The 24,843-nt window shown below is 71.2% G+C and carries 22 protein-coding genes; 16 read left to right on the top strand and 6 right to left on the bottom strand.

Features of this window, described 5'->3' with window-relative positions:
• Positions 1-167 precede the first annotated feature (167 nt).
• The 8 genes from mshD to pstB all read left to right on the top strand — a co-directional run bounded on the left by mshD (position 168) and on the right by pstB (position 9,931).
• The gene (gene mshD, locus ACFWIC_RS38760) at positions 168-1,163 is read left to right on the top strand and encodes a mycothiol synthase (protein ID WP_380521753.1); all 996 of its coding nucleotides are present in this window, start codon (positions 168-170) and stop codon (positions 1,161-1,163) included.
• 416 nt (positions 1,164-1,579) lie between these two features.
• Positions 1,580-3,757: an RNA degradosome polyphosphate kinase gene (locus tag ACFWIC_RS38755; protein WP_329884030.1), complete on the top strand. Its 2,178-nt coding sequence runs from the start codon at positions 1,580-1,582 to the stop codon at positions 3,755-3,757.
• Between the two features lie 150 nt (positions 3,758-3,907).
• Positions 3,908-5,026 carry a CHAD domain-containing protein gene (locus tag ACFWIC_RS38750; RefSeq protein WP_329884019.1) on the top strand — a complete coding sequence of 373 codons (1,119 nt, stop codon included), beginning with the start codon at positions 3,908-3,910 and terminating at the stop codon, positions 5,024-5,026.
• Between the two features lies 1 nt (position 5,027).
• A complete protein-coding gene (locus ACFWIC_RS38745) occupies positions 5,028-5,507 on the top strand; it encodes an NUDIX hydrolase (protein ID WP_380521751.1) in 480 nt (159 codons plus the stop codon).
• A 244-nt stretch (positions 5,508-5,751) separates the two neighbouring features.
• On the top strand, positions 5,752-6,888 hold the full coding sequence (gene pstS / locus ACFWIC_RS38740; RefSeq protein ID WP_329950637.1) for a phosphate ABC transporter substrate-binding protein PstS: 1,137 nt from the start codon (positions 5,752-5,754) through the stop codon (positions 6,886-6,888).
• A gap of 146 nt (positions 6,889-7,034) precedes the next feature.
• A complete protein-coding gene (pstC, locus tag ACFWIC_RS38735; RefSeq protein ID WP_329884017.1) occupies positions 7,035-8,015 on the top strand; it encodes a phosphate ABC transporter permease subunit PstC in 981 nt (326 codons plus the stop codon).
• Positions 8,012-9,088: a phosphate ABC transporter permease PstA gene (gene pstA / locus ACFWIC_RS38730; RefSeq protein WP_329950636.1), complete on the top strand. Its 1,077-nt coding sequence runs from the start codon at positions 8,012-8,014 to the stop codon at positions 9,086-9,088. The genes pstC and pstA overlap by 4 nt, the downstream gene beginning before the upstream one ends.
• A gap of 66 nt (positions 9,089-9,154) precedes the next feature.
• Positions 9,155-9,931 (top strand): phosphate ABC transporter ATP-binding protein PstB, encoded by a 777-nt coding sequence (gene pstB, locus ACFWIC_RS38725; RefSeq protein ID WP_329884014.1) that lies wholly within the window; start codon positions 9,155-9,157, stop codon positions 9,929-9,931.
• A 211-nt stretch (positions 9,932-10,142) separates the two neighbouring features.
• Here pstB and ACFWIC_RS38720 read toward each other — a convergent pair whose 3' ends face one another.
• Together ACFWIC_RS38720 and ACFWIC_RS38715 are read right to left on the bottom strand one after the other, a co-directional pair.
• Entirely contained in the window at positions 10,143-11,141 is a 999-nt protein-coding gene (locus ACFWIC_RS38720) for an inorganic phosphate transporter (protein WP_329884013.1), read from the bottom strand.
• Between the two features lie 5 nt (positions 11,142-11,146).
• Complete coding sequence (locus tag ACFWIC_RS38715; RefSeq protein ID WP_329884012.1) at positions 11,147-11,767, bottom strand: DUF47 family protein; 621 nt, start codon at positions 11,765-11,767, stop codon at positions 11,147-11,149.
• A 393-nt stretch (positions 11,768-12,160) separates the two neighbouring features.
• Here ACFWIC_RS38715 and ACFWIC_RS38710 point away from each other — a divergent pair, with 393 nt between their 5' ends.
• Entirely contained in the window at positions 12,161-12,622 is a 462-nt protein-coding gene (locus ACFWIC_RS38710; RefSeq protein WP_380361079.1) for a metal-sensitive transcriptional regulator, read from the top strand.
• A gap of 153 nt (positions 12,623-12,775) precedes the next feature.
• Here ACFWIC_RS38710 and ACFWIC_RS38705 read toward each other — a convergent pair whose 3' ends face one another.
• Positions 12,776-12,979, bottom strand: coding sequence for a hypothetical protein (locus tag ACFWIC_RS38705; protein ID WP_380521757.1), 204 nt, complete (start codon positions 12,977-12,979; stop codon positions 12,776-12,778).
• A gap of 285 nt (positions 12,980-13,264) precedes the next feature.
• Positions 13,265-14,164 carry a hypothetical protein gene (locus ACFWIC_RS38700; RefSeq protein WP_329950634.1) on the bottom strand — a complete coding sequence of 300 codons (900 nt, stop codon included), beginning with the start codon at positions 14,162-14,164 and terminating at the stop codon, positions 13,265-13,267.
• Between the two features lie 196 nt (positions 14,165-14,360).
• Here ACFWIC_RS38700 and ACFWIC_RS38695 point away from each other — a divergent pair, with 196 nt between their 5' ends.
• Positions 14,361-14,552, top strand: coding sequence for a hypothetical protein (locus ACFWIC_RS38695; RefSeq protein ID WP_329950633.1), 192 nt, complete (start codon positions 14,361-14,363; stop codon positions 14,550-14,552).
• 84 nt (positions 14,553-14,636) lie between these two features.
• On the opposite strand, the gene ACFWIC_RS38690 is transcribed toward ACFWIC_RS38695, so the two are convergent.
• Together ACFWIC_RS38690 and ACFWIC_RS38685 are read right to left on the bottom strand one after the other, a co-directional pair.
• Positions 14,637-15,353, bottom strand: a complete 717-nt coding sequence (locus ACFWIC_RS38690) for a phosphatase PAP2 family protein (RefSeq protein ID WP_380361076.1) — start codon at positions 15,351-15,353, stop codon at positions 14,637-14,639.
• Positions 15,354-15,547: 194 nt separating this feature from the next.
• Positions 15,548-16,729: an NlpC/P60 family protein gene (locus tag ACFWIC_RS38685; protein ID WP_380521755.1), complete on the bottom strand. Its 1,182-nt coding sequence runs from the start codon at positions 16,727-16,729 to the stop codon at positions 15,548-15,550.
• A gap of 248 nt (positions 16,730-16,977) precedes the next feature.
• On the opposite strand from ACFWIC_RS38685, the gene ACFWIC_RS38680 reads away from it, so the two are divergent.
• The 6 genes from ACFWIC_RS38680 (at position 16,978) to ACFWIC_RS38655 (ending at position 24,719) form a co-directional block, all read left to right on the top strand.
• A complete protein-coding gene (locus ACFWIC_RS38680; protein WP_329884006.1) occupies positions 16,978-17,328 on the top strand; it encodes a hypothetical protein in 351 nt (116 codons plus the stop codon).
• Positions 17,329-17,555: 227 nt separating this feature from the next.
• Positions 17,556-18,377, top strand: a complete 822-nt coding sequence (locus ACFWIC_RS38675) for a hypothetical protein (protein ID WP_329950631.1) — start codon at positions 17,556-17,558, stop codon at positions 18,375-18,377.
• A gap of 307 nt (positions 18,378-18,684) precedes the next feature.
• The gene (locus tag ACFWIC_RS38670) at positions 18,685-19,728 is read left to right on the top strand and encodes a hypothetical protein (RefSeq protein ID WP_380521747.1); all 1,044 of its coding nucleotides are present in this window, start codon (positions 18,685-18,687) and stop codon (positions 19,726-19,728) included.
• A gap of 7 nt (positions 19,729-19,735) precedes the next feature.
• Positions 19,736-21,310 carry an SCO6880 family protein gene (locus ACFWIC_RS38665; RefSeq protein WP_329884003.1) on the top strand — a complete coding sequence of 525 codons (1,575 nt, stop codon included), beginning with the start codon at positions 19,736-19,738 and terminating at the stop codon, positions 21,308-21,310.
• 18 nt (positions 21,311-21,328) lie between these two features.
• Positions 21,329-22,678 carry an ATP-binding protein gene (locus ACFWIC_RS38660; RefSeq protein ID WP_329884002.1) on the top strand — a complete coding sequence of 450 codons (1,350 nt, stop codon included), beginning with the start codon at positions 21,329-21,331 and terminating at the stop codon, positions 22,676-22,678.
• Between the two features lie 247 nt (positions 22,679-22,925).
• Positions 22,926-24,719, top strand: coding sequence for a bifunctional metallophosphatase/5'-nucleotidase (locus ACFWIC_RS38655; RefSeq protein WP_329950628.1), 1,794 nt, complete (start codon positions 22,926-22,928; stop codon positions 24,717-24,719).
• Positions 24,720-24,843: the final 124 nt, after the last annotated feature.

Here is a 24,843-nt window from a genome sequence, read left to right as displayed (position 1 = left end):
CTGCAGGGGGGACCCTGTGGGAGAGTAGGACGCCGCCGAACAATCATTGTGAAGAACCCCCGTCCGGGATACGGACGGGGGTTCTTTGCGTTTCCCCCCGATTCCCGTTGACGTATCGTCAGGGCATGGACGACGGAACGCCGACAACGGGCGACACAACTGGCTCTGTGACCGGACCTGCCACCGGACCTGCGGCGGACGGCGCCGCAGTCGTTGCGACCGAGGTGCTGCGGCCGGAGCAACGTGACGGCGCCCTACGCGTCCTGGAGGACGCGCAGGCGGTGGACGGCCGCGCGGCGGTCTCGGAGCAGGGTCGGCTGCGTCTGCGCTCGTCGGAGACGGCCCGGCCAGGGGTGATCCACTTCGTCGAGACCGAGACCGAGACCGAGAGCGTCGTCGGCTACGGCCAGTTGGAGGTACCGGAGGGGACCGGCGCCAATCCCTCCGCCGAGCTCGTCGTCGCCCCGGTCTCGCGCGGCCGCGGTCTGGGACGCCCGCTGGTGGACGCCGTCCTCTCCCGGGCCCACCGGGCCGGCCGGGAGTCCGTGGACTTCTGGGTGCACGGCGGGCATCCGGCCGCCAGGCACCTGGCCGGGCAGTACGGGGCCGAGCTGGTCCGGGAGCTGCGGCAGATGCGCCGGACCGGACCGCAGACCGAGGCGGTGGCCCTGCCCGACGGGGTCGAGCTGAGGACCTTCCGCCCCGGCGAGGACGACGCCGAATGGCTCCGCCTCAACGCCCTCGCCTTCTCCCACCACCCCGAGCAGGGCGCGTGGACCGAGCGGGACCTGGCAGACCGGCTGGCCGAGCCGTGGTTCGACCCGGCCGGCTTCTTCCTCGCCACCCGGGACGGCCGGGTGGTGGGCTTCCACTGGACCAAGGTGCACCCGGCGACCGAGGCCGGGCCCGCCCTGGGCGAGGTGTACGTCGTCGGGGTCGACCCGGCGGAGCAGGGCAGCGGGCTCGGCAGGGCCCTCACCGCCGCCGGCCTGCGCCACCTGACGGGCACCGCGGCCGGCGAACGCGGGCTGGAAACCGTATTGCTGTACGTCGACGCCGACAATCCGGCCGCTGTGCGGGTATATGAACGACTGGGATTCACGATTCACGAGATCGACCTGATGTACCGGGCCCGGTACTCCGACAGCCGAAGCCGCAGCTGAGGCCCAGGAGCGCCGACCGAGGCCCCGGGAGCAGGAAGGGTCCCCGCCGGAAGCACGAGGAGGGAGGCCCCGGGGTCCCCGTCGGACGGCCCCACCGAGGCGACCCGGAGGCATCACGCGGCCCGGCGGACGGATAGCGGAGAAGGTGGGGCCGAGGCAACGGTAGTGCGCCTACACCCCGGCCCCGACCGCCTCAGCTTTCCTCCTGGCCATGCGGTGTTTACCGTGGATTCAATTAATGCCGCGAAGATCACAGGATGAAGTCCGTAGTGTCTCGCTCGTGCAGCATCGGCCGACACCCGCTGGCCGGTCCTGTGACGACCGCGCCGGGTGGGTGGGCGTTGGCGCTGGGCGAGGACGACGGCCCGCAGAGCAATTCGCGTCCGGACGCCGTCCTGCTGGAGGAGCTGGAGCCCATGAGCATCCCCCGCCCCGTCTCTGCCCCGCTGTCCCCGCCCGCCCGGTTGTCCAGTGCGCTCGGCATTCCGCCCGAGCTGCCGGCCGCGGACGAGCAGGACTTCGAGGAGCTGCCGCAGGGCCGCTTCCTGGACCGCGAGCGCAGTTGGCTCGCGTTCAACGAGCGCGTACTGGAACTGGCCGAGGACCCAGGGATCCCCCTGCTGGAACGGGCCAAGTTCCTGGCGATCTTCGCCAGCAACCTGGACGAGTTCTTCATGGTCCGGGTGGCCGGCCTCAAGCGCCGGATCGCCACGGGAGTGGCCCAGCGCAGCGCCTCGGGCCTTCAGCCGCGCGAGGTGCTGGACCTGATCTGGACCCGTTCGCGCGAGCTCATGGCGCGGCACGCCGCCGCGTTCCAGCAGGAGGTGCTGCCGGACCTCGCCGCCGAGGGGATCGAGGTGGTCCGCTGGTCCGAGCTCGCCGAGAAGGAGCAGGCGCGGCTGCACTCGCTGTTCCGGCAGAAGATCTTCCCGGTTCTCACCCCGTTGGCGGTGGACCCGGCACATCCCTTCCCGTACATATCGGGGCTGTCCCTGAACCTGGCGGTCGTCGTGCGCAACCCGGTCTCCGGGCACAAGCACTTCGCCCGGGTGAAGGTGCCGCAGTCGCTGGCCCGCTTCCTGGAGGCCTCCCCGCAGCGGTACGTGCCGCTGGAGGACGTCATGGGGGCGCACCTGGAGGAGCTCTTCCCCGGCATGGAGGTGCTCGCGCACCACGCCTTCCGGGTGACCCGCAACGAGGACCTCGAGGTCGAGGAGGACGACACCGAGAACATCCTCAAGGCTCTGGAGAAGGAGCTCATGCGGCGGCGGTTCGGCCCGCCGGTGCGGCTGGAGGTCGAGGAGTCGATCGACCCCTACATCCTGGACCTGCTGGTGCGGGAGCTGAACATCACCGAGGCGGAGGTCTTCCCGCTGCCCGGTCCGCTCGACCTGACCGGTCTGTTCGGCATCGCGGAACTGGACCGGCCGGAGCTGAGGTACCCGAAGTTCGTGGCGGGCACCGCCCGCGGACTGACGGACGTGGAGTCGGCCTCGCAGCCGGACATCTTCATGGCGATGCGGGAACGGGACGTGCTGCTGCACCACCCGTACGACAGCTTCTCCACCTCGGTCCAGGCCTTCCTGGAGCAGGCCGCGGCCGATCCCGACGTGCTGGCGATCAAGCAGACGCTGTACCGGACCTCCGGTGACTCGCCGATCGTCGACGCGCTGATCGACGCGGCGGAGTCCGGCAAGCAGGTGCTGGTCCTGGTCGAGATCAAGGCACGCTTCGACGAGCAGGCCAACATCAAGTGGGCCCGCAAGCTGGAGGAGTCCGGCTGCCACGTGGTCTACGGCCTGGTCGGGCTGAAGACGCACTGCAAGCTGTCGCTGGTGGTCCGGCAGGAGGGCGACACCCTGCGCCGTTACTCCCACGTCGGCACCGGCAACTACCACCCGAAGACGGCCCGGCTGTACGAGGACCTCGGTCTGCTGACCTCGGACCCGCAGGTCGGCGCGGACCTCTCGGACCTCTTCAACCGGCTCTCCGGATACTCGCGCCGCGAGTCGTACCGTCGGCTGCTGACCGCGCCGCGCGGTCTGCGGGACGGTCTGGTCTCGCGGATCCACAACGAGATCGCCAACCACCGGGCCGGCCGTCCGGCGCACGTGAAGATCAAGGTCAACTCGATCGTCGACGAGGCCGTGATCGACGCGCTGTACCGGGCCTCGCAGGCCGGGGTGCCGGTGGACGTCTGGGTGCGCGGGATCTGCGCGATCCGGCCGGGGGTGCCGGGGCTGAGCGAGAACATCCGGGTGCGCAGCATCCTGGGGCGCTTCCTGGAGCACTCGCGGGTGTTCGTCTTCGGCAACAACGGCGATCCGGAGGTGTGGATCGGCAGCGCCGACATGATGCACCGCAACCTGGACCGCCGGATCGAGGCGCTGCTGCGGATCACCGACCCGGCGCACCGGGCGGAACTGTCGGGGCTGATCGAGCTCGGCATGTCGGACGAGACGGAGTCCTGGCACCTCGGGGCGGACGGATCGTGGACCCGGCACGCGCAGGACGCCGAGGGCAAGCAACTGCGGCACGTCCAGGACCTGCTCATCGACTCGCGTCAGCGTCGCCGGGCCGTCACCGCCCGGTGAGGGCCGGTCGCCGCCACGACCCCGCTGACGCGAGACGCGACGACGCGACCGCGCGATCCACTGACGCGAGCCGCTGAGCGGTAGGGAGCCGCTGAGCGGTCGGCCACCAGCCCCGGGGACGGCCCCGGGGGAACGGGGATCTACCTAGTCATGACCGATGCGCCGATGACGGCCCAGGCGGCCTCCACCGCGACCGCCGGGGACATCCTCTCCAGCCATCTCACCGCCCTGGCGGGTGCGTTCCTGCGCGCGCTGCCGCTGGCCGTGGGCGAGGTCGGCGCCAGACCGGGGGCGTCCGTCGTCCCGTCCGGGGGGACGGACGACCTGCTGCGGGCGGTGCGGCGGATCAACGGGCTGCTGCACACCTTCGGCGCGGTCCTCGAACCGGGCTGGACGCAGGAGTCCCGGACCGATCTGCGCTGGCTGCTCAACCTGCTGGCGCTGGAGCCGGGGTACGTGCGGCGGGCGTCCCGGCTGCTGGGTGCGCTGGACGGGCTGAACGGCAGCGAGGCGGACGGTCCGGGGATGCTGGCCGGCCACGTGGGGGCGCCGAAGGCCCGGGCGCTGCTGGACCGGCAGCTGACCCTGGCACGGACCAGGGCGCACTCGACGGTGCTGCAGGAGCTGCGGTCGGCGCGGCTGCACGCGCTGGCGGACCGGATGACGCTGCTGGTGGCGGATGCGCCGCTGGCGGAGCAGGCCGGGGGCCGGGCGGGCGCGGTGCTGCTGCCGCAGGCGGGGGCCGCGCTCACCGCGCTGGCGGTAAGCGTCCAGCAGCTGCCCCTGCAGCGTGCGGCCACGCCGTACGGAGGGGACGGACTGCGCCGGCTGGCGGCCGTGGCGCACACCGTGCCGGCCCAGGGGCAGGAGGCGCCGAAGGCCCGGGGCGCGCTGGACGCGGACGCGGCGCTGGCGGCGGACGACGCGCCGTGGCACCGGGCGCGGGTCCTGGTGAAGCGGGCCAGGTACGCGCTGGAGGTGTGCGGGCGGCCGTCGACGGTGCTGGACGAGCTGGACGGGGTGCTGGCGCGGCACCAGGAGGCCTCGGACGCGGCGGTGACGGCGGCGACGGCGGCGCGCACGCCGCGGATCACCCCGGCGACGGCGTACGTGCTGGGCGTGGTCCACGCCGACCAGCGGCTGGAGGTGGAGGCGGCCCGGTACGCCTTCGGGCGCCGCTGGCCGGAGCTGCCGCCCGGTCCGGAGGCCTGGCTGGAGCTGCCGCCGGCCGACGGCTGGGGGACGGCGGCGGAATCCCGGACGGCCTGAGGTGGGGAGACGGTCGGCGGTCCCCGGCCGGGGACCGGTGGTGCTGGCGGCCGGGGCCGTGCTCTGGCTGCCGGGACGGGTGAAGAGGAGCGGTCGCCTGGGGCGGCCCCGGATCGCGGTGATCCACCGGCCCAAGTACGACGACTGGAGCCTGCCCAAGGGGAAGCTGGACCGGGGCGAGAGCGTGGTCGAGGCCGCGCTGCGCGAGGTGTGGGAGGAAACCGGGTTCACCTGCGTGCTGGGGGAGGAGCTGCCGGCCCAGCACTACCTGGCGCAGGGCCGTCCCAAGGAGGTCCGGTACTGGGCCGCGGTGCCGGGGGCGGGGGAGTTCCGGCCGAACCGGGAGGTGGACCGGCTGGAGTGGCTGCCGGCCGGGAAGGCCCGGGCCCGGTTGACCCACGAGCGGGACCGCCGGCTGGTCGACGCGCTGCTGGAGCTGCTCGGGGCGCGGCCGGTCCGGTCGGCGTCCGCGGAGTCGTGAAGGAACGGTGGAAGTGATCTCGCCGCGCCCGGGTCGTGACGCAACCGTTACTACCTGACGTAGTTTCCTGCCATCCGTTCGAGGTTCACTCTCCGTTCACTTACGACCGGCTGACGCGTCACCTACCCGGCTTAACTTCGGTGTCACCGGAGGGCCGAACAGGCCCCGGACCACAGCAGAACCCGCGCTCCGCCGTGTCGTGCACGGCCCGCGCGCAGGGCAATGCCACAGAAAGGGACACCCTGTGAAGCTCCAGCGGAACGGCCGCTCCAAGGCCCTCGCGATCGGTGCCATGGCGCTCGTCAGCTCGCTGTCGCTCGCCGCCTGCGGTTCGGACGAGAACACCACCACCACCGGCGCCTCGGGCAGCGGCTCCGCCGCCCCGGCCGCCAAGATCGAGTGCGGCCCCAAGCCGGCCGCGCTGCTGGCCGCCGGCTCCACCGCGCAGGGCAACGCGATCGACGTCTGGAAGACGAACTTCGCCGCTGCCTGCAAGGAGTCCTCGGTCAACTACGGCGGCGGCGGCTCGGGCGCCGGTGTCCAGCAGTTCACCCAGGGCAAGGTCCAGTTCGCCGGTTCCGACTCGCCGCTGAAGCCGGCCGAGGTCGACGCCACCAAGGCGATCTGCACCGGTGGCCAGGGCATCAACCTGCCGCTCGTCGCCGGCCTGATCTCGATCGTCTACAACGTGGACGGCGTGGACAACCTGGTCCTCGACGGTCCGACCACCGCCAAGATCTTCGACTCGCAGATCACCAAGTGGAACGACCCGGCGATCGCGGCGCTCAACCCGGGCGCCAAGCTGCCCGACGCCGACATCCAGGCCGTCCACCGTACGGACGACTCCGGCACCAACGAGAACCTGACCAAGTACTTCGCCAAGGTCTCCAACGGCGCCTGGGCCTACCCGGCCGCCAAGGCGTGGGCCGGCAAGGGCGGGCAGGGCGCGAACGGCTCCGCCGGTGTCGCGGCCCAGGTGAAGCAGGTCAAGAACTCGATCAGCTACGCCGAGCTGTCCTACGCCCAGTCCAACAACCTGAAGAGCGCCGCCATCAACACCGGCGCCTCCAAGCCGGTCGAGGCCACCGCCGCCAACGCCGCCACCACCTTCGCCAAGGCGAAGATCGCGGGCACCGGCAGCGACCTGGCGCTGACCCTCGACTACGGCACCAAGGACGAGGGTGCCTACCCGCTGGTCCTGGTCACCTACGAGATCGTCTGCGACAAGGGCAACAAGGCCGAGAGCCTCGACGCCCTGAAGGCGTTCCTGACCTACGCGGCCAGCGACGCCGGGCAGAAGGCCGTCGGCGAGGCGGGCTACGTCCCGCTGCCGAAGGAGCTGACGGACAAGGCCAACGCGATCATCCCGACGCTGGCCTGACCTCAGCAGGACCTCCGATGGAGCGGCCCCGTGGACGAGGGGGGCCGGGGCCGCTCCACCGGACGCATTGACCTAGAAGCACGTCCGGGGCACCGCCGCCAGGGTGCCGCCCCCTCGGGGCAGCACCACCAGACCGGAGTAGACCAATGACTTCAAACACCCCTGCCGCCCCGCGAGGCAGGGAACGCCGCAAGCGTGACAGCCGGGTCGGCGACAAGATCTTCATGAACCTGTCCCGCGGGTCGGGCATCCTGCTGCTGGTCATCATGGCCGCCATCGCAGGCTTCCTGACCTGGCGCGCGGGTATCGCGCTGACCAAGAACGAGGGCAACTTCCTCACCACCTTCGAGTGGACGCCGGACGCCCCGAAGCCGGTCTTCGGCATCGCCGTCCTCGCGTTCGGCACCATCGTCAGCGCGGCGATCGCGATGGCGATCGCCGTCCCGGTGGCCATCGGGATCGCGCTGTTCATCTCGCACTACGCCCCGCGCCGGATCGCCCAGCCGTTCGCCTACCTGGTGGACCTGCTGGCGGCCGTGCCCAGCATCATCTACGGCCTCTGGGGCGCGCTCTTCCTGGTGCCGCACCTGTACGGGCTGACCAGCTGGCTGGACGAGTACCTCGGCTGGACGTACATCTTCGACCAGTCCAAGGTCGGCACCGCCCCGCGCACCCTGTTCACCGTCGGCATCCTGCTGGCCATCATGATCCTGCCGATCATCACCGCGGTCAGCCGCGAGGTCTTCCGGCAGGTGCCGCGGATGCACGAGGAAGCGGCGCTCGCGCTCGGCGCGACCCGCTGGGAGATGATTCGGACCTCGGTGCTGCCCTTCGGCCGCCCCGGCATCATCTCGGCCTCGATGCTCGGCCTCGGCCGTGCGCTCGGCGAGACCATCGCCGTCGCCGTCGTGCTCTCCGCCAACAACTCCCTCTCGCTGCACCTGCTCGACCCGGGTGGCGGTACCTTCGCGCAGAACATCGCGCTGAAGTTCAGCGAGGCCCAGCCCTTCGGCCGGGACGCGCTGATGGCCTCCGGTCTCGTCCTGTTCGTGATCACCCTGCTGGTGAACGGTGCCGCGCGGCTGATCGTCGCCCGCCGCAAGGAGTACTCGGGGGCCAACGCATGAGCGCCGCGACCACGTCCGTTCCGGCGGACGCCCGCCCGGTCGACCGCCCGCTGACCGCCAACCGGCTCCCCAAGTGGGCCCCGGCCGCCATCGCCGCCGGCTCGATCGCCCTCGGCTGCGGCATCGGCCTGGTCGGCGGCCTGGAGAGCAAGCTCCAGTGGGGCCTGATCTCCGCGATCCTCTTCCTGGGCATCAGCTACGGGCTCGCGGCCCAGGTCGAGGGCCGCCGGCAGGCCAAGGACCGGTTCGCTACCTCGCTGGTCTGGGTGGCCTTCATCCTGGCCGTCATCCCGCTGCTCGCGCTCGTCACCTACACCGTCCAGCAGGGCGCCGAGGTGGTGGACAGCTACTTCCTGACGCACTCCATGAAGGGGGTGCGGTACTCGGGCCCCGGCGGTGGCATCTACCACGCGCTGATCGGCACCATGCAGCAGGTGCTGCTGGCCACCCTGATGGCGGCGCCGATCGGGCTGCTCACCGCGGTCTACCTGGTCGAGTACGGCCGGGGCACGCTCGCCAAGGCGGTCACCTTCTTCGTCGACGTCATGACGGGTGTCCCGTCGATCGTCGCCGGTCTGTTCATCCTGTCCCTGTGGAACATCGCCCTCGGCTTCAGCTACTCCGGCTTCTCGGGCAGCCTCGCGCTGGCCATCCTGATGATGCCGGTCGTGGTCCGCTCCACCGAGGAGATGCTCAAGCTCGTCCCGAACGAGCTGCGCGAGGCGTCGTACGCACTCGGTGTGCCGAAGTGGAAGACCATCCTGCGGATCGTCCTCCCCACCGCCATCGGCGGAATCACCACCGGTGTGATGCTCGCGGTCGCCCGCATCACGGGTGAGACCGCGCCGGTGATGATGCTGGTCTTCGGCGGGGACATCATCAACACCAATCCGTTCGACGGACCGCAGCAGTCGCTGCCGATGTACATCTGGCAGCAGTACGCCATGGTGAACAACGACTTCGGCTACGCGCGGGCCTGGGGTGCCGCGCTCGTGCTGATCGCCTTCGTGATGGCGCTCAACCTCATCGCCCGGGGCATCGCACGCTGGCGCTCGCCCAAGGGCGGACACTGACCGACTGACGTACGACCGGCATCTACGAGCGGCCCCCGGCCGCGGGCTGAAAGAAGACGAAAGAACATGGCCAAGCGCATCGACGTCAGCGGACTGTCCGCCTTCTACGGCAGCACCAAGGCCATCGAGGACATCTCGATGAGCATCGAGCCCCGCTCGGTGACGGCCTTCATCGGCCCCTCGGGCTGCGGCAAGTCGACCTTCCTGCGGACCCTCAACCGGATGCACGAGGTGATCCCCAACGCCCGGGTCGAGGGCAAGGTCCTCCTCGACGACGAGAACCTGTACGGGTCGACCGTCGACCCGGTCGCCGTCCGCCGCGCGGTCGGCATGGTCTTCCAGCGCCCGAACCCGTTCCCGACCATGTCGATCTACGACAACGTGGTCGCCGGGATGAAGCTCGCGGGTGTTCGCAAGAAGTCCGTCCTCGACGGTGTCGTGGAGAAGTCCCTCAAGGGCGCCAACCTCTGGAACGAGGTCAAGGACCGCCTGAACAAGCCGGGTGCCGGCCTCTCCGGCGGCCAGCAGCAGCGCCTCTGCATCGCCCGCGCCATCGCGGTCGAGCCCCAGGTCCTGCTGATGGACGAGCCCTGCTCCGCCCTCGACCCGATCTCCACCCTCGCCATCGAGGACCTGATCGGCGAGCTGAAGGAGCAGTTCACCATCGTCATCGTGACGCACAACATGCAGCAGGCGGCCCGCGTCAGCGACCGCACCGCCTTCTTCAACCTGGCCGGCGTCGGCCAGCCGGGCAAGCTGATCGAGCTCGACGACACGCAGCGGATCTTCTCCAACCCGTCCGTGCAGGCGACCGAGGACTACATCTCGGGCCGCTTCGGCTAGACCGCAGCACCCCGTCGCAGCCGGTCTCCGGCCTCCGGTCCCCGGTGGCCGGTCTCCGGTCTCCGGGCCGGCAACGCCCGGAGACGGCCGACGGACCAGAGCTGCTTCGCGGTGCTGCATGGCGGTGCCGCCGCGGAGCATGGAAAAGGGCCCGCCCCCGAGATGTGGGGGCGGGCCCTGTCACGTCCGCAGGGTTCGGGGCGCCGGCCCGTCAGCCCCAGAACAGGTGGACGAACCAGTACACCAGCGCCGCGACGAGGGCGGCCGCCGGCATCGTGATGAACCAGCCGAGGACGATGTTCTTGGCGACGCCCCAGCGCACCGCGCGGATCCGCTTGGTGGCCCCCGCGCCCATGATCGCCGAGGTGATCACGTGGGTGGTGGAGATCGGCGCCTTGAAGACGAACGACGTGATGTACATGACGGTCGAGGCGGTGGCCTCGGCCGCGAAGCCCTGCGGCGGATCCAGCTCGATGATCTTCCGGCCGAGGGTCCGCATGATCCGCCAGCCGCCCGCGTAGGTGCCGAGCGAGAGCATGGTGGCGCAGGAGATCTTCACCCAGACCGGGATCGGGTCGCCCTCGGACTCGTGGCCCGAGATGGTGAGGGCCATGACCACGATGCCCATCGTCTTCTGGGCGTCCTGCAGGCCGTGCGCGAGGGCCATGGCGGCGGCCGACGCGGTCTGTGCGACCCGGAAGTTGCGCTTGGCCCGGTGCGGGTTGGCCCGCCGGAAGATCCAGAGGATCGCCAGCATCACCAGGAAGCCGCCGACCAGGCCGACCACCGGCGAGACGATCATCGGAATGATGATCTTGTCGATGACCCCGTTCCAGATCACCTCGGTACCGCCGGCCAGCGCCGCACCCACCATGCCGCCGAACAGCGCGTGCGAGGAGGAGGACGGCAGACCGAAGTACCAGGTGACGAGGTTCCAGGCGATCGCTCCGACCAGCGCGGCGAACAGGATCGCCATCCCCTGGTTGCCGGTCGGGGTCTCGATGATGCCCTGGGAGACGGTGTGCGCCACCCCGCTGCCCAGGAAGGCGCCCGCCAGGTTCATCACCGCGGCCATCGCGAGCGCGGCCCGGGGGGTGAGCGCCCGGGTGGAGACCGAGGTGGCGATCGCGTTCGCCGAGTCGTGGAAGCCGTTGGTGTAGGTGAAGAAGAACGCAACGCCGATGACGGCGATGAGTGCTGCGGTGTCCACGAGGGTCAGGACTCCTTGACCGCGATGGTCTCCACCGTGTTGGCGACGTGCTCGAAGGCGTCCGCGGCCTGTTCGAGGACGTCCACGACCTGCTTGAGCTTGAGCACCTCGATGGCGTCGTACTGGCCCGAGAACAGGTGGGCGAGCAGCTTGCGGTGGATCTGGTCGGCCTGGTTCTCCAGCCGGTTGACCTCGATCCAGTACTCGGTCAGGTTGGACATGCTGCGCAGGTTCGGCATCGCCTCGCAGGTGAGCTCGGCAGCCCGGGCCAGCACCTCGATCTGCTGCTCGATGCCCTTGGGGAGGGTCTGGATGTCATAGAGGACGACCAGGTCGACGGCCTCCTCCATGAAGTCCATGATGTCGTCCAGCGACGAGGCGAGGTTGTAGATGTCCTCGCGGTCGAAGGGCGTGATGAAGGACGAGTTCAGCTGGTGGAAGACCGCATGGGTGGTGTCGTCTCCGGCGTGCTCGGCGGCGCGCATGCGCTCGACGATCTCCGCGCGGGCCGACACGTCTGATCCCAGCAGTTCCAGCAGGAGCTTCGAACCGACGACCAGGTTCTCCGCGGCAGCGGTGAACATGTCGTAGAAGCTCGTCTCCTTCGGGGTCAGGCTAAAACGCACGGAAATCTCCGATGTGCGGGGTAGGGGACTGAACGATGCTAGGTGCAACCAAGCGCAATTGCGCAAACGGGGTGGTCGAAGAGGAGCCGGAACTTCCCCTTCCGTTCGGCTGCCGCAGCCGTGGGCCCGGCCTGCATCCCAGGTGTGGGCGTGAGCCCCCAGTCTGACGGAACCTCGCCCGGATCGCCCCTGCCGTGCGCCGGGAAGACCGGGGTGTTCCCCGGACGGGGGAACCGCGCCCGCGCCCGGGCGCGCGCCCCGTCCGCGCCCCGCCCCCGCCGCGAACCGCTCCTCCGTACCGGCCGACCGGTACGGAGGAACACCACGACCGGCCCCGGTGTTGGACACTGGATGCCGACGCAGCCACCCAGGCACTCAGACGAAGGCGGGCCGATGACCACCACGCAAGCGCGCACCGAGCCGGAGCCGGCGCCGGCGGCCGGGGCGGAGGCGCATGGCGAGCAGACCGCGCCGGACGCGACCACGTCGGCCGCCGTCACCGCCGTCGCCACCGAGCCTGCCGGCGCCGCGGCCACCGCCGACGCCGTCGGACACCACGGTGCCCACGGGGGGCCGCACGGGTACACCGCCCGGAAGGACGCCCACCTCAAGCGGCTGCGCCGGATCGAGGGCCAGATCCGCGGCCTGCAGCGCATGGTCGACGAGGACGTCTACTGCATCGACGTGCTCACCCAGGTCTCGGCCAGCACCAAGGCCCTCCAGTCCTTCGCGCTCTCGTTGCTGGAGGAGCACCTGCGGCACTGCGTCGCCGCTGCCGCCGAGGAGGGCGGCACCGAGCTGGACGCCAAGGTCGCCGAGGCCACCGCGGCCATCGCCCGCCTCCTGCGCAGCTGAACGCGCGGCCGGGGTACGCCCCGGCCGTCCGACCGACGGCCGCCCCGTTCCCTTGCCGTCCTGCTTCGGGCCGTCCTGCTTCCGGCCGTCCTGGTCCCGGTGGGCCACTTCCGGCCGTCCCGGCTCATGGTCCCCGGCCGGTCGCTCCCGGCCTCAGTCGTCGAGCTCCAGGCCGTTCCGCACGGGCCCGGTGACCGAACCGCCGTCGGGCCGGTCGAGCAGGACCTCGTCGATCCGTTCGGTCGGCAGACGGTCGCCGCTGCTGGCCGTGGCCGCGATCATCAGCTCCCCGGCCAGCTCGATCTCGTCGAGGGCCGCGTCGTCGTGGCCGCCGCTGCGGCTGCCCGTGGACGACATCACCTGCACCACCCCTTCAGCGCCTCGCCAGCCCGGGCGGCAGCCACCCGGCGTCCAGCCTAGGCACTCCGGAGCCCGCCCACATGGCACGGACGGGCCATCTCGGAGCCGCCGAAACGGGTGGCCCGGCAGGTATCCCGGGCCCACCCGGTCCGACGGTGTCCCCTTTCGCCCCGCTCCCGGCCCCCGCGCCGGGTCCCCTCCTCCGGCCTCCTTCTCCGCGCCGCGCCGTCGCGCCGCCCGGCCGCCGGGCTGTGGGCCGGGACGCGGCCGGGCCACCGGGCCCTACTTCGGGCTCTCGGTGGGCTTCATCGCGTAGATGTCGGAGGCCGGCGGCTCCGCGGCCTCCACCGGCTTGCCGAAGTCCGTCAGCGAGGTGGTCGAGACCACCTTCACCTGGTCCTTCGCCTCCTTCGAGCCGGCCACCCCGGCGAAGGTGAAGACCTCGACCACCTTGTGGAGCCGGCCCTGCTCGTCCAGCCAGGCGTCGTACGGGACCTCCTTGACCGTGAAGGTCTGCGCCGCCATCCGCAGCCCGTCCCCGCCCCGTCCGCCGGTGGCGTCCGCCGCCTTGGTGAGGTCCAGGGTGCCGCGGTAGTGCTTCAGGGCCGCCCCGCCGACCGTCTCGGTGCCGACCAGTTCCGCCTGCTGGGCGCCGCGCAGCGCGCCCGCCGCGGAGGCCGGGTCGGTCGCGCCGCCGCTGACCAGGTTCCCGTCCGGGAGCTGGCGGACGTCGAGCTTGACCCACTTGCCCTCGGGCACCTTGGCGCCGCTGTTCTGCAGGTAGACGGTGCCCGGCAGGAGCACCTCGACGATCTTGCCGGTGGTCGCCGCGCCCGGCGGCACCTGAACCTCCAGCCGGCCGATCCGCTTCACGTAGTCGTAGCCGCCGGTGCCGGTGAAGACGGCCTTCTTGTCGGCGGACTCGGTCACCAGCTCGGTGGCCGCGTGCGCGGAGCCGGTCCGGCCCGTGATGTCGGCGGCGTTGCGGACAGCCGTCAGCGGGTCGGCGGCGAGCCGGTCCGGGCTGCTGCTCGCCTGCTGGTCGGCGGAAGCGTCGCCGGCGCCGTCCGAGCAGCCGCTCAGTCCGGTCAGGACGGCGGCGAGCAACGCGGCCCCCGCCGCCGGCCGCAGCCGCGGCCCGGACCGGCCGGTCCGCCGGCCACTGCGCTGTTGGTCGGTCATCTTCATCCTCGCGACAACCCCCTCGGGCCCGACTGCCCCGCCGGCCACCAGTGGATGGGCAGAGCTCTTTCCGGGCAAACGAGTTGACGTGAGAAGGGTTACGCGGGAACCGGCGCGCGCCGGATGTCGCACGCCGGAGCGCCGGATACCTCCCGGGCGTCGCGGTCTGGGGCTCTGGAGCGTTACGGTGAAGCACGTGCACAGTGAGCTGCCGGCCAAACCCGGCACCACCCGGATGCCCGAGCACCGTGTCGCGATCAGCGAACACGGTTCCTTCTGCTTCGCGACCTGCGTCTGCGGCTGGTTCTCCCCGGCCCGCCGCTCGCGCGACCTCACCCGGCGGGAGGCCGCCGACCACCTCGCCGCCAGCGGCGAGGAGGACGGATAGGCCGGAGGGGTCCGGGGCCCCTCCGCGCTCCGCCCGACGAGGCTTCGGGGGCGCTGCGGTGCGCGGGGGAGGGCCCGTGGCGGCTCAGGCCGCCAGATCGGACTCCGGCGGCTGTTCGTCGGCCCGGACGGAACCCCGCGGGCCGCCGCCGCGCCGGCGCCCGCCCGGTCGTCGGCCACCGCCCTGCGGGGCGCGGATCAGCGGGGCGAGAGCGGTCCGGCCGATCGCATGGCAGAACGGGACGAGCACGGCCATCGCGATCGGCGCCAGCAGCAGGACCACCGCCGTCGCGAGCGCGAAGCCGCCGATCACGTCGGTGGGGTAGTGGACGCCCATGTACATCCGGCAGAAGCCCTGCAGCAGGGCCAGCCCGCCGGCGATCCAGCCGAGCCGCCGGTTCACGAGGAACAGCGCCACCGCGATGCCCATCGACATCGTGGAGTGGTCGCTGACGAAGGAGTACGTGCCCTCCTTGCCCTCCACCAGCACGTCCAGGCCGGCATGGTCGACGAAGGGCCGCGGACGGTCCACGATGGCCGAGATCGGCAGGTTGGCCACCTCGGCGATGGCGACCGCGAGCGGGGCCCAGAGCAGCCCGGCGACGGCCACCGGGGCGTCCGGACGGCGTCTGGCCCGGAGCCAGCCGGTCAGACCGAGCAGGGCGAGGCCGAGCAGGATGCCGTACTCACCGATCCAGGACACCGCGTGGTCCAGCCAGGCCGGGGAACGCCTGGCCAGGCCGTTGACGGCGTAGAGCAGGCCGAGGTCGGGGTTGGTCGTGTCGGCAAGCGGCGTCGACACGCCGCACCTCCTTCTGGTCCGCAGCACCTGATCGTTCCGGCCGTGGTCCGCGCAGCGCCGCCCAGGTCAGGCGGGCTGACGCGGGACCATCCGACACAACGTCATAACCGGTGCACAGCGTTCCACGGAAACGCGCGGTTATGGAAACTTGACTCAGCGTCCACAGTGCACTCACACCGCGCGGGCGGGCGGGGTCAGCTCTTTGCGGGCCTTTGACCTGCACCTGCCGTGACGGGGCCGGTGGTGAGCGGGGTCCTGGCCGCCGCCGGAGCGGGGGTCCCGGCCGGGTTCGGGGCGGGGGTCGTCGGGTTCGGGGCGGGCGCGGCCGGGGCCGCCGGGTCGCCGGGACGGCTCGGGGCGATCACGGTGCCCTCCGCGTCGCGCATCGGCAGCGCCTGGGCGGCGTCCGACGCGACGCGGGTCGCCCCGATGTACTCGCGGGTGTCGATCTTGTCGTAGCGGATCACCGCGTTCGTGTGCGGCGCGTTGATCATGTAGCCCCCGCCCACGTAGATGCCGACGTGGTGGATGCTGCGCGGATCGCCGAGGTCGGTCGCCCAGAACACCAGGTCCCCCGGGCGCAACTGGTCGCGGGAGGGGTGCGGCCCGGCGTACCACTGGTCGTTGGCGACCCGGGGGAGCTTGATCCCCACGCTGGCGTACGCGGCCTGGGTCAGCCCCGAGCAGTCGAACCGCCCGTTCTGCGAGGGCAGCCCCTCACCGCCCCACTGGTAGGGGGTGCCGAGCTTGGTCTGCGCGAAGTAGATCGCGGCCGCCGACTGCGAGGAGACCTCCACCGGTGCGACCGGTGCGGCGAAGCTTCCGGCCGTCGCCAGGATGTTCCGCACGTAGCCCTGGGTCTCCTTGTACGGCGGAACGCCCTGGTACTTCGTCACCGCGCCCGGACCGGCGTTGTAGGCGGCCAGCATGTTGGACTGGCGGTCACCCGGGACCTTCGCGACGTAGGCGGCCAGCGCGCAGTCGAAGGTGGCCGCCGAGGCGATCGCGTCCAGCGGGTCCCAGGGGTCCTTCCGGCCGTCGTTGTTACCGTCCGTTCCGTAGGCCGACCAGGTGTCAGGCATGAACTGTGCCAATCCCTGTGCCCCCACGTAGGAACGGGCCCGTGGGTTGAAACCGCTTTCCTGGTAGAGCTGTGCCGCGAGCAACGGCGGTGAGAGGTCGGGGCAGAGCTGTCCCCACTGCTGGATCGGCCCCTGGTACGCCGCCGGAACGGTTCCCGGGGAGAGGCCGGCGCGATTGCCCGACTGTTGTGGTGTCCCACTCGCCGCAAACGTCCCGACGGTCACCAGCCCGACGAAGCCGATCAGGACAACTCCCGCAGCGGCGGCGGCCGTACCGGCCTTCCGGAGTACCATCAGCACCATCCCGACGAATCGTCAGTCGAAGTGTCCCGGAAGGCGTTGCTCACCGCAATCATCAGAGATACAAAGAGTGAGCGCTATCCTTCGTACGGTGGACATCCTCGCGTACGTGTCCGATGCCTCACGACCAATCTGCGAGAAGTAGCCAAGTCGACATCAGATCTGGCCAAGAATAGGTACTGACCCTTCGCGCGGGCGGGGTCTGGGCCCTTGAATTTGCCTGATCGGGCGGTGAGATGGAAATGGACCTGAGCAGCGTGAACAGCATCGCGATCGGCCACTTGGCCGAGGACCCTCCCAAGAAGCCGAATATCGACACCATCATCGGTGGGATCGCCCCGGACTGGGGCCCGTTCGCGAGCCTCGGGTCCGAGGCCCGGGTGATGGTCCAGGTCGTCATGGCCGTCGCGATCCTCGCCTGCCTCGGCCTCGCCGTCTGGGGTGCGGCCAAACAGCGGATCGGCGCCACCGCGATGCGTGACAGCTTCGGCGCCGAACAGGGCAAGGGACTGATCATCGCCGGGCTGACCGGCGTGTTCATCATTGGATCACTCGGCACTCTGTTCACCATTGTGTACGGCATGGCCATCTGACGATCGGACAGATCGGGTGGTGACGGTGCGGGGAGACGGGGAACCGCCCGTCGCCGGGCCGACCGACCACCCGGCACGGTCGACCGTCCGACCGGACGGCCGTCCGGTCGACCGGGATCCGCCGGAGTCCCCCCGGGAATCCCGCCCCACCACCTCTCCCTCCGCGCCCGCCCCCGGGCGGAGGGGCCCCCGGAGCCGCCCCGGCTCCCCGCACCAGGAGGGCCGCCGTGCCGTTGTCCGACGACCAGCCGCACACTCGCACGCGGCTGCCGGTCGGTGAACAGCCCTCCTCCCTGGCGGCCGCCCGTCAACCCAGGCCGCTGCGCACGCTGCTGACGGTCCTGGTGGTCGTCACGCTCCTGGTGGTCGCGATCTCCATCGCCAACCGGGGCAAACCCGACCCGTCCGGCACCCCCGCGGGCGGCTCCGCCGACCGGGCCACCTCGACCGCCACCACCGGCGCGGGCCCCGCGCCCAGCGGCGACCAGCCCGTCGCCACCACCGCCAACGGCATCGCCGCAGGCTTCCCGCACACCGACCAGGGCGCCCAGTCGGCCGCGGCCAACTACGCGGTGGCCATCGGCTCCGCCGACATGTTCCGCACCGACAGCCGCCACACCATCGTCGCCACCATCGCCGACCCCACCGCCACCCCGACCCTCCAGGCCCGCCTGGACCAGGGGTTCGGCGGTGACACCGTGACCCGCTACGGACTGGACGCCCAGGGCCGCGCACCCAAGGGGCTCACCTTCGTCAGCCGTACCGTGCCGGTCGGTACCAAGTCGGTCGGCTACAGCGAAACGGAGACCAAGGTCGAGGTCTGGTGCACCGGCCTCACCGGCCTGGCCGGCGAACGATCGGTCCTGCCGGTCGTGGCGAACTGGTTCACGCTCACTTTCACCCTCCGCTGGACGGGCAGCGACTGGAAGCTCACCGACTACGCCAGCCGGCAGGGCCCCGCCCCCATGCCCGGCGACCAGCAGGCCGCCACCGCCGAGGAGATCACCGGCGCCGTCCAGCAGTTCGGGGGTTTCCGCTATGCCCGTTGACCACACACCGAGCCTTCGTAGCGCGCGCCGGGGTTCCGTAGCCGCGCCCGGCGGCCGAGCCCCCGCCCGCCGGGCGGGAACCGTGGCAGCCGCTGTAGCGGCCGTCCAGCTCACGGCGCTGCTCGCGGCGCAGCGGGCCTTCGCCGAGCCTTCGCCGTCCTCGTCGACGACACCGACGTCCAACCCGTCACCGACTGGCGCGCCCAACGCGAATTGCCCCGATCTGCCGATCTCGGGCAACGGCATTCTCTGCGTGGACAAACCCGGTGGTGGGGCCTCGCTTCCCGGGAGTGGGACGGTGGGGAGTGTGACCGATCCGCTGGGGTCGTTGGCGAAGGGGTGTGCGCAGGCGGCGGCGTGGGTGGTGCGGAAGCTGTCGGGGGCGATCGACGGGACGACGGAGGTGGACTTCACCAACGCGTCGTTCCTGCAGCAGTACGCGGTGGTGTTCGCCGCGTCGACGATCATCACGCTGGTGCTGTGGCTGCTGGCGGTGACCAAGCGGGCGGTGCGTGGAGCGCCGCTGGCGACGGCGGTGTCGGAGGCGATCGGGTTCCTCTGGCTGACGGTGGTGGCCTCGGCGTTCACGCCGCTGATCCTGTACACCGTGGTGAGTGCGACCGACGGGTTGACCAAGGCGGTCGCGGTGGGGACGAAGTCGGACACCGGGACGTACCTGGGCGGGTTCGCGGACACCCTGGAGAAGGGTGACATGGGCGGCGGGCCGCTGATCCTGATCATCGTCTCACTGGTGGCCGTACTGGCGGCGGCGGTGCTCTGGATCGAGCTGCTGATCCGGGCGGCGATGCTGTACGTGGGCGCGCTGCTGGGGACGGCGGTGTACGCGGGCCTGGTGGACAAGCAGCTGTGGAAGCACGTGCGCCGCTGGGCGGGGCTGATGGTGGCGGTGGACCTGGCGAAGCCGATCATCGTGATCATCCTCGGGCTGGCCGGTGCGGTGGCGGCCGGGGCGGGTGCGGACGACGACTTCGCCCGGGTGCTGTCGGGTCTGGCGATCCTCTTCCTGTCGATCTTCGCGAGCGCCGCCGTGTACCGGTTCGTACCGGGCTTCGGCGACGAGATGGTGAACATGCGCCAGGCCCGGGCCAGTGCGGTGTCGGCCGGGTCGGCGATGATCAACGGGACCGCGAACCTGATGAAGCAGGGCATCACCACCCACGGCGACCGCGGCGGGCAGCCTGGCGGCGGGGGTGGGGGTGCCGGTGGCGGTTCGGTCGCACCGGGCATCGCCGCCCACGCGTCGCGGACGCCCGCGCCACCGCAACAGGCCGGGCCGCCGGCCCAGGCCTCGGGTCCGCTCCGCGACAGCAATCCAGCGAAGGGAGGGTGACGGGTAAGTGAGCAGCGAACCGCTCGGCCAGTACGGGGCCCAGTACGCCCAGTCGTACGTGCACCAGCGTCGTACCTATCTGATCGGCAAGGCCCGCCCCAACGCGCCGATCGGCCGGAACAGGGAGTCCGGCGAGATCGTGCTGATCATCTTCGGCGCCTTCCTCGGCATGGTCTGGGGCCTGATGATGCCGATCCTGCCGTTGCGGATCGGGGGCCTGGTCGGCCTGCCCCTGCTGGCGATCGCGGCGGTGTACGTGCCGTACCGGCGCCGGACGTTCTACAAGTGGGTGGAGATCAACCGCACCTACCGCCGGACGGTCCGCAGCGGGCGGGGTGTGTGGAAGTCGGACGCGATGGACGCGGGGACGCGGCTGGACGGCCGCGAGGTGGAGATCGGCCCGCCGCCGGGAGTCGGACGGCTGCGCTGGCTGGCGGCGCCGTTCGGGCCGGACGAGGTCGGGGTGCTGATGCACCTGGAGCGGCGCACGGTGACGGCGGCGATCGAGATCGAGGGCCCGGGCGTCGGCCTGCGGGACTCGGAGGACCAGGAGGCGCTGGTCGACCGGTTCGGGACGCTGCTGAAGCACGTCGCCAACGGGGACGGCTTCGTGACCCGGCTGCAGATCCTCGCCCGGACGCTGCCGGCCGACCCGGACGCGCACGCCAAGGACGTGGAGCGGCGCGGGGACCCGGACTCGCCGCGCTGGCTGATGGAGTCGTACGACCAGTTGCAGTCGATGGTGTCGACCTCCTCCGAGCAGCACCGGGCGTACCTGGTGGCCTGCATGCACTACACCCGTGACCTGGCGGCCGAGGCGCACGCGATGGGCCGGACCGCGAACGGGCGGCGGACCCGGGACGACGAGGGGCTGGCGGCGGTGATGGCCCGCGAGCTGACCGACATCTGTGCGCGGCTGGCGGAGGCGGACATCCGGGTGCGGCAGCCGCTGGGCCAGGCGCGGCTCTCCTCGCTGCTGCACTCGATGTACGACCCGGACCACCCGATCGACCACATCCAGGCGATGTCGAAGCGGAACGCCTGGCCGGCCGAGCTGGACGCCACGCACCAGCAGTACCTGCAGGCGAAGACCCGCGAGTCGGTGACCCGGGAGCCCTGGTGCCACGCGACGGCGTGGGTCAAGGAGTGGCCGCTGACCCCGGTGGGCGTCAACTTCCTGGCGCCGCTGCTGGTGCACACCCCGGACGTGATCCGGACGGTCGCGGTGACGATGGACCTGGAGCCCACCGACGTCGCGATCGAGCGGATGCTCACCGAGAAGACCAACGACGAGGCGGAGGCCAGCCGCGCCGCCAAGATGAACCGCACGGTCGACCCGCGCGACCTCGCCCACACGGGCCGGGTGGACCAGCGCGGCGACGACCTCGCGTCCGGTGCGGCCGGGGTGAACCTGGTCGGCTACATCACGGTCTCCTCGCGCAATCCGGAGGCGCTGGCCCGGGACAAGCGGACCATCCGCGCCTCGGCCGGCAAGAGCTACCTCAAGCTGGAGTGGTGCGACCGCGAGCACCACCGCGCGTTCGTCAACACCCTGCCGTTCGCCACCGGCATCCGCCGCTGATCCACCTGGAGGCCCCGCATGGCGATCGGTAACCTCACCGACGCGTTCACCAGCCTGATGTACGGCAAGGTGGAGACCACGCGCCTGCCCGTGCGCACCTCCACCGGGCAGGCGCAGGCGGTCTACCTGCCGACCGCCGCGCCCGGACTCGGCGACTCGGGCGTGATCATCGGGCGCGAGGTGTACAGCGGCAAGGGGTACGTCTACGACCCGTTCCAGCTGTACGGGCAGCAGCTGCCGGCGCCGCACTGGCTGGTGCTCGGCGAGTCCGGGAACGGCAAGTCGGCGCTGGAGAAGACCTACGTGCTGCGCCAGCTGCGCTTCCGGGACCGGCAGGTGGTGGTGCTGGACGCGCAGGGCGAGGACGGGGTCGGCGAGTGGAACCTGATCGCCAACGCGCTCGGCATAAAGTCGATCCGGCTGGACCCGATGGCGGCCCGGGACGGCGGGGTGAAGCTCAACCCGCTGGACCCGGCGATCACCCAGACCGGGCAGCTGTCGCTGCTGCGCACCATCGTCGAGGTGGCGATGGGGCGGGGTCTGGAGGAGCGGGCCGGCTTCGCGCTGAAGGCCGCGCACGCGCACGTGGCGGCCAACGTCCTGGACCGGCAGCCGGTGCTGGACGACATCATCGACACCCTGCGCAATCCGGCACTGGCCTCGGTGGAGTCGCTGGGCGTGGCGGTGGACGAGGTGCAGTCGTGGGGTCTGGACGTGGCGCTGGTGCTGGACCGGCTGGTCGACGGTGACCTGAGGGGCATGTTCGACGGGTCGACCACCGACGGCATCGACCTGGACGCGCCGCTGATCGTCTTCGATCTCTCGCACATCGACCGGAACTCGATCGCGATGCCGATCCTGATGGCGATCGTCGGGGTCTGGCTGGAGCACACCTGGATCAGGCCGGACCGGAAGAAGCGGATCTTCCTGGTCGAGGAGGCCTGGCACATCATCAACAGTCCGTTCGTGGCCCAGCTGTTCCAGCGGCTGCTGAAGTTCGGCCGCCGGCTGGGCCTGTCGTTCGTCGCCGTGGTCCACCACCTGTCGGACGTGGTGGACGGCGCGGCGGCCAAGGAGGCCTCGGCGATCCTGAAGATGGCCTCGACCCGGACGATCTACATGCAGAAGGCGGAGGAGGCGCGGGCCACCGGCCGGGTGCTGGGTCTGCCGCGCTGGGCGGTGGAGATCATCCCCACACTTTCGCCGGGCATCGCGGTCTGGGACGTCAACGGGAACGTCCAGGTGGTGAAGCACATCATCACCGAGGCCGAGCGGCCACTGGTCTACACCGACCGCGCGATGACCGAGGACGCCGTCGCCGAACGGGTGCGTGCAGAGCGTCAGTTGGCGTCCGAACCGGGCGTCTGAGCCCGGTTCGCCGGCGGCCCCGACGGGCGCCCGGCCTCGCTCCCCGCGAGCGGCGGCCGGGGTGCGCCGGGGGCGTGCCGGCGGGGAAAGTCCGGCGACGATTCGTCAGTAGGTAACCCTGTCGTTACGTCCAGGGTCCTGACAGCTACGCGCGTTGACTCTAGGCTGCACTCGCGCAACGACACTCAGCGCCCCTACGGACCCGTCCACAGCCGGGCGCTCTCTCTCAGGTGCAGGGGACCCCTTCATGCTCTCCGTCAGATCCCGACGTGCGGCGCTGGCCGTCATCGCCGCCGCCGGCCTGGTGGGCACGGTGGCCGTGCCCACCGCGGCCCAGGCCGCGGACGCCAAGCGTCCCAAGACCGTCAACCTCCAGTTGCTGGCCATCAACGACCTGCACGGCAACCTGGAGGCCCCGGCCGGCTCGTCCGGCACCATCCGCGAGATCGACCCGGCCACCGGCCAGCCCGTCAACACCCCGGCCGGCGGCGTCGAGTACCTGGCCACCGCGCTGCGCGACGCGCGCATACCGGCCGACGACTCGATCACCGTCGCCGCCGGCGACCTGGTCGGCGCCTCCCCGCTGACCTCGGCGCTCTTCCACGACGAGCCCACCATCGAGGCGCTGGACAAGCTCGGCCTGGACGTCACCTCGGTCGGCAACCACGAGTTCGACGAGGGCGCCGCCGAGCTGCGCCGCCTCCAGGACGGCGGCTGCCACCCGGTCGACGGCTGCTACGAGGAGGGGCGCAAGTTCAAGGGCGCCAACTTCAACTACCTGTCGGCCAACGTCACCGACGAGAAGACCGGCAAGCCGCTGCTGGCCCCGTACTGGGTGACCAAGTCGCAGGGCGTGAAGGTCGGCTTCATCGGCGTCACCCTGGAGGGCACGCCGAACATCGTCACCGCCGAGGGCGTCAAGGGCCTGAAGTTCGGCAACGAGGTCGCCACGATCAACAAGTACGCCGCGGAGCTGAAGGCCAAGGGCGTCAACTCGATCGTCGCGCTGATCCACGAGGGCGGCCTCCCGGCCAGCAGCACGTACAACTACGACTGCGGCCCGGCCGGCCAGGGCATCTCCGGCCCGATCGTCGACATCGCCAAGAACATCGACCCGGCGGTCGGCGCCATCGTCACCGGTCACACCCACAACGCGTACGCCTGTACCATCCCGGACCCGCAGGGTGTGCCGCGTTCGGTGACCAGCGCGGCCTCCTTCGGCCGGCTCTACACCGAGATCGACCTGAAGCTCGACAAGACCACCGGCACGATCGTCCGTCCGTCGGTCAAGGCCGAGAACCACATCGTGCGCCGCACGGTCGCGAAGGCCCCGGACATGACGGAGCTGATCGCGCACTACTCCAAGCTGGCCGCGCCGATCGCCAACCGCCCGATCGGTTACATCGCCTCGGACATCAACGGCCGCGGCAACAGCGACCCGGAGAAGCCGCTCGGTGACGTGATCGCCGACGCCCAGCTGGCCGGCCTCGCGCCCGCCGACAAGGGCGGCGCGCAGATCGCCTTCATGAACCCGGGCGGTATCCGCTCAGACCTGGTCTTCAAGGCCAGCGGCGCCGAGGGCGACGGGGTGGTGACCTACGGCGAGGCGTTCACCGTCCAGCCGTTCACCAACATGATGCAGGTCAAGACGCTGACCGGCGCCCAGCTGATCCAGCTGCTCCAGCAGCAGGTGAGCGGTCCCAACGAGGCCTCGCCGAAGATCCTGCAGTCCTCCAAGGGCCTCACCTACACCCTGGACATGCGCAACAAGGGTGCCGAGCGGCTCGTCGTCGACTCGGTTCGGCTGAACGGCGCGCCGATCGACCCGGCCGCCAAGTACCGGGCCGCGGCCAACGAGTTCCTGGCCGGCGGCGGCGACGGCTTCCCTGCCTTCGCGGCCGGCACCGACAAGCTCGTCGGCGCCTCCGACCTGGACGTCTTCGCCGCGTACCTCGGTGCCAACAGCTCGGCCGCCGCGCCGCTTCAGGCGCCGGCGCAGGACCGCATCAAGGTCATCGGCCCGGGCAGCAGCATCGGCTGACCGTGAGCCGGTCGGGGGGGGGGGGGGGGGGGGGGCCCCCCCCCCCCCCGGGGGGAGTCCGGGCGCGGGGGGCCGCGCCCCCCCCCCCACCCGCCGCGACCAGATAAAAAAAAGAAACAGCAGC

It is taken from the genome of Kitasatospora sp. NPDC127035 (assembly GCF_042726075.1).
Lineage (GTDB): Bacteria > Actinomycetota > Actinomycetes > Streptomycetales > Streptomycetaceae > Kitasatospora.
Note: the sequence above shows the minus strand (reverse complement) of the source record. Positions and strands in the feature narration are given on the sequence as shown.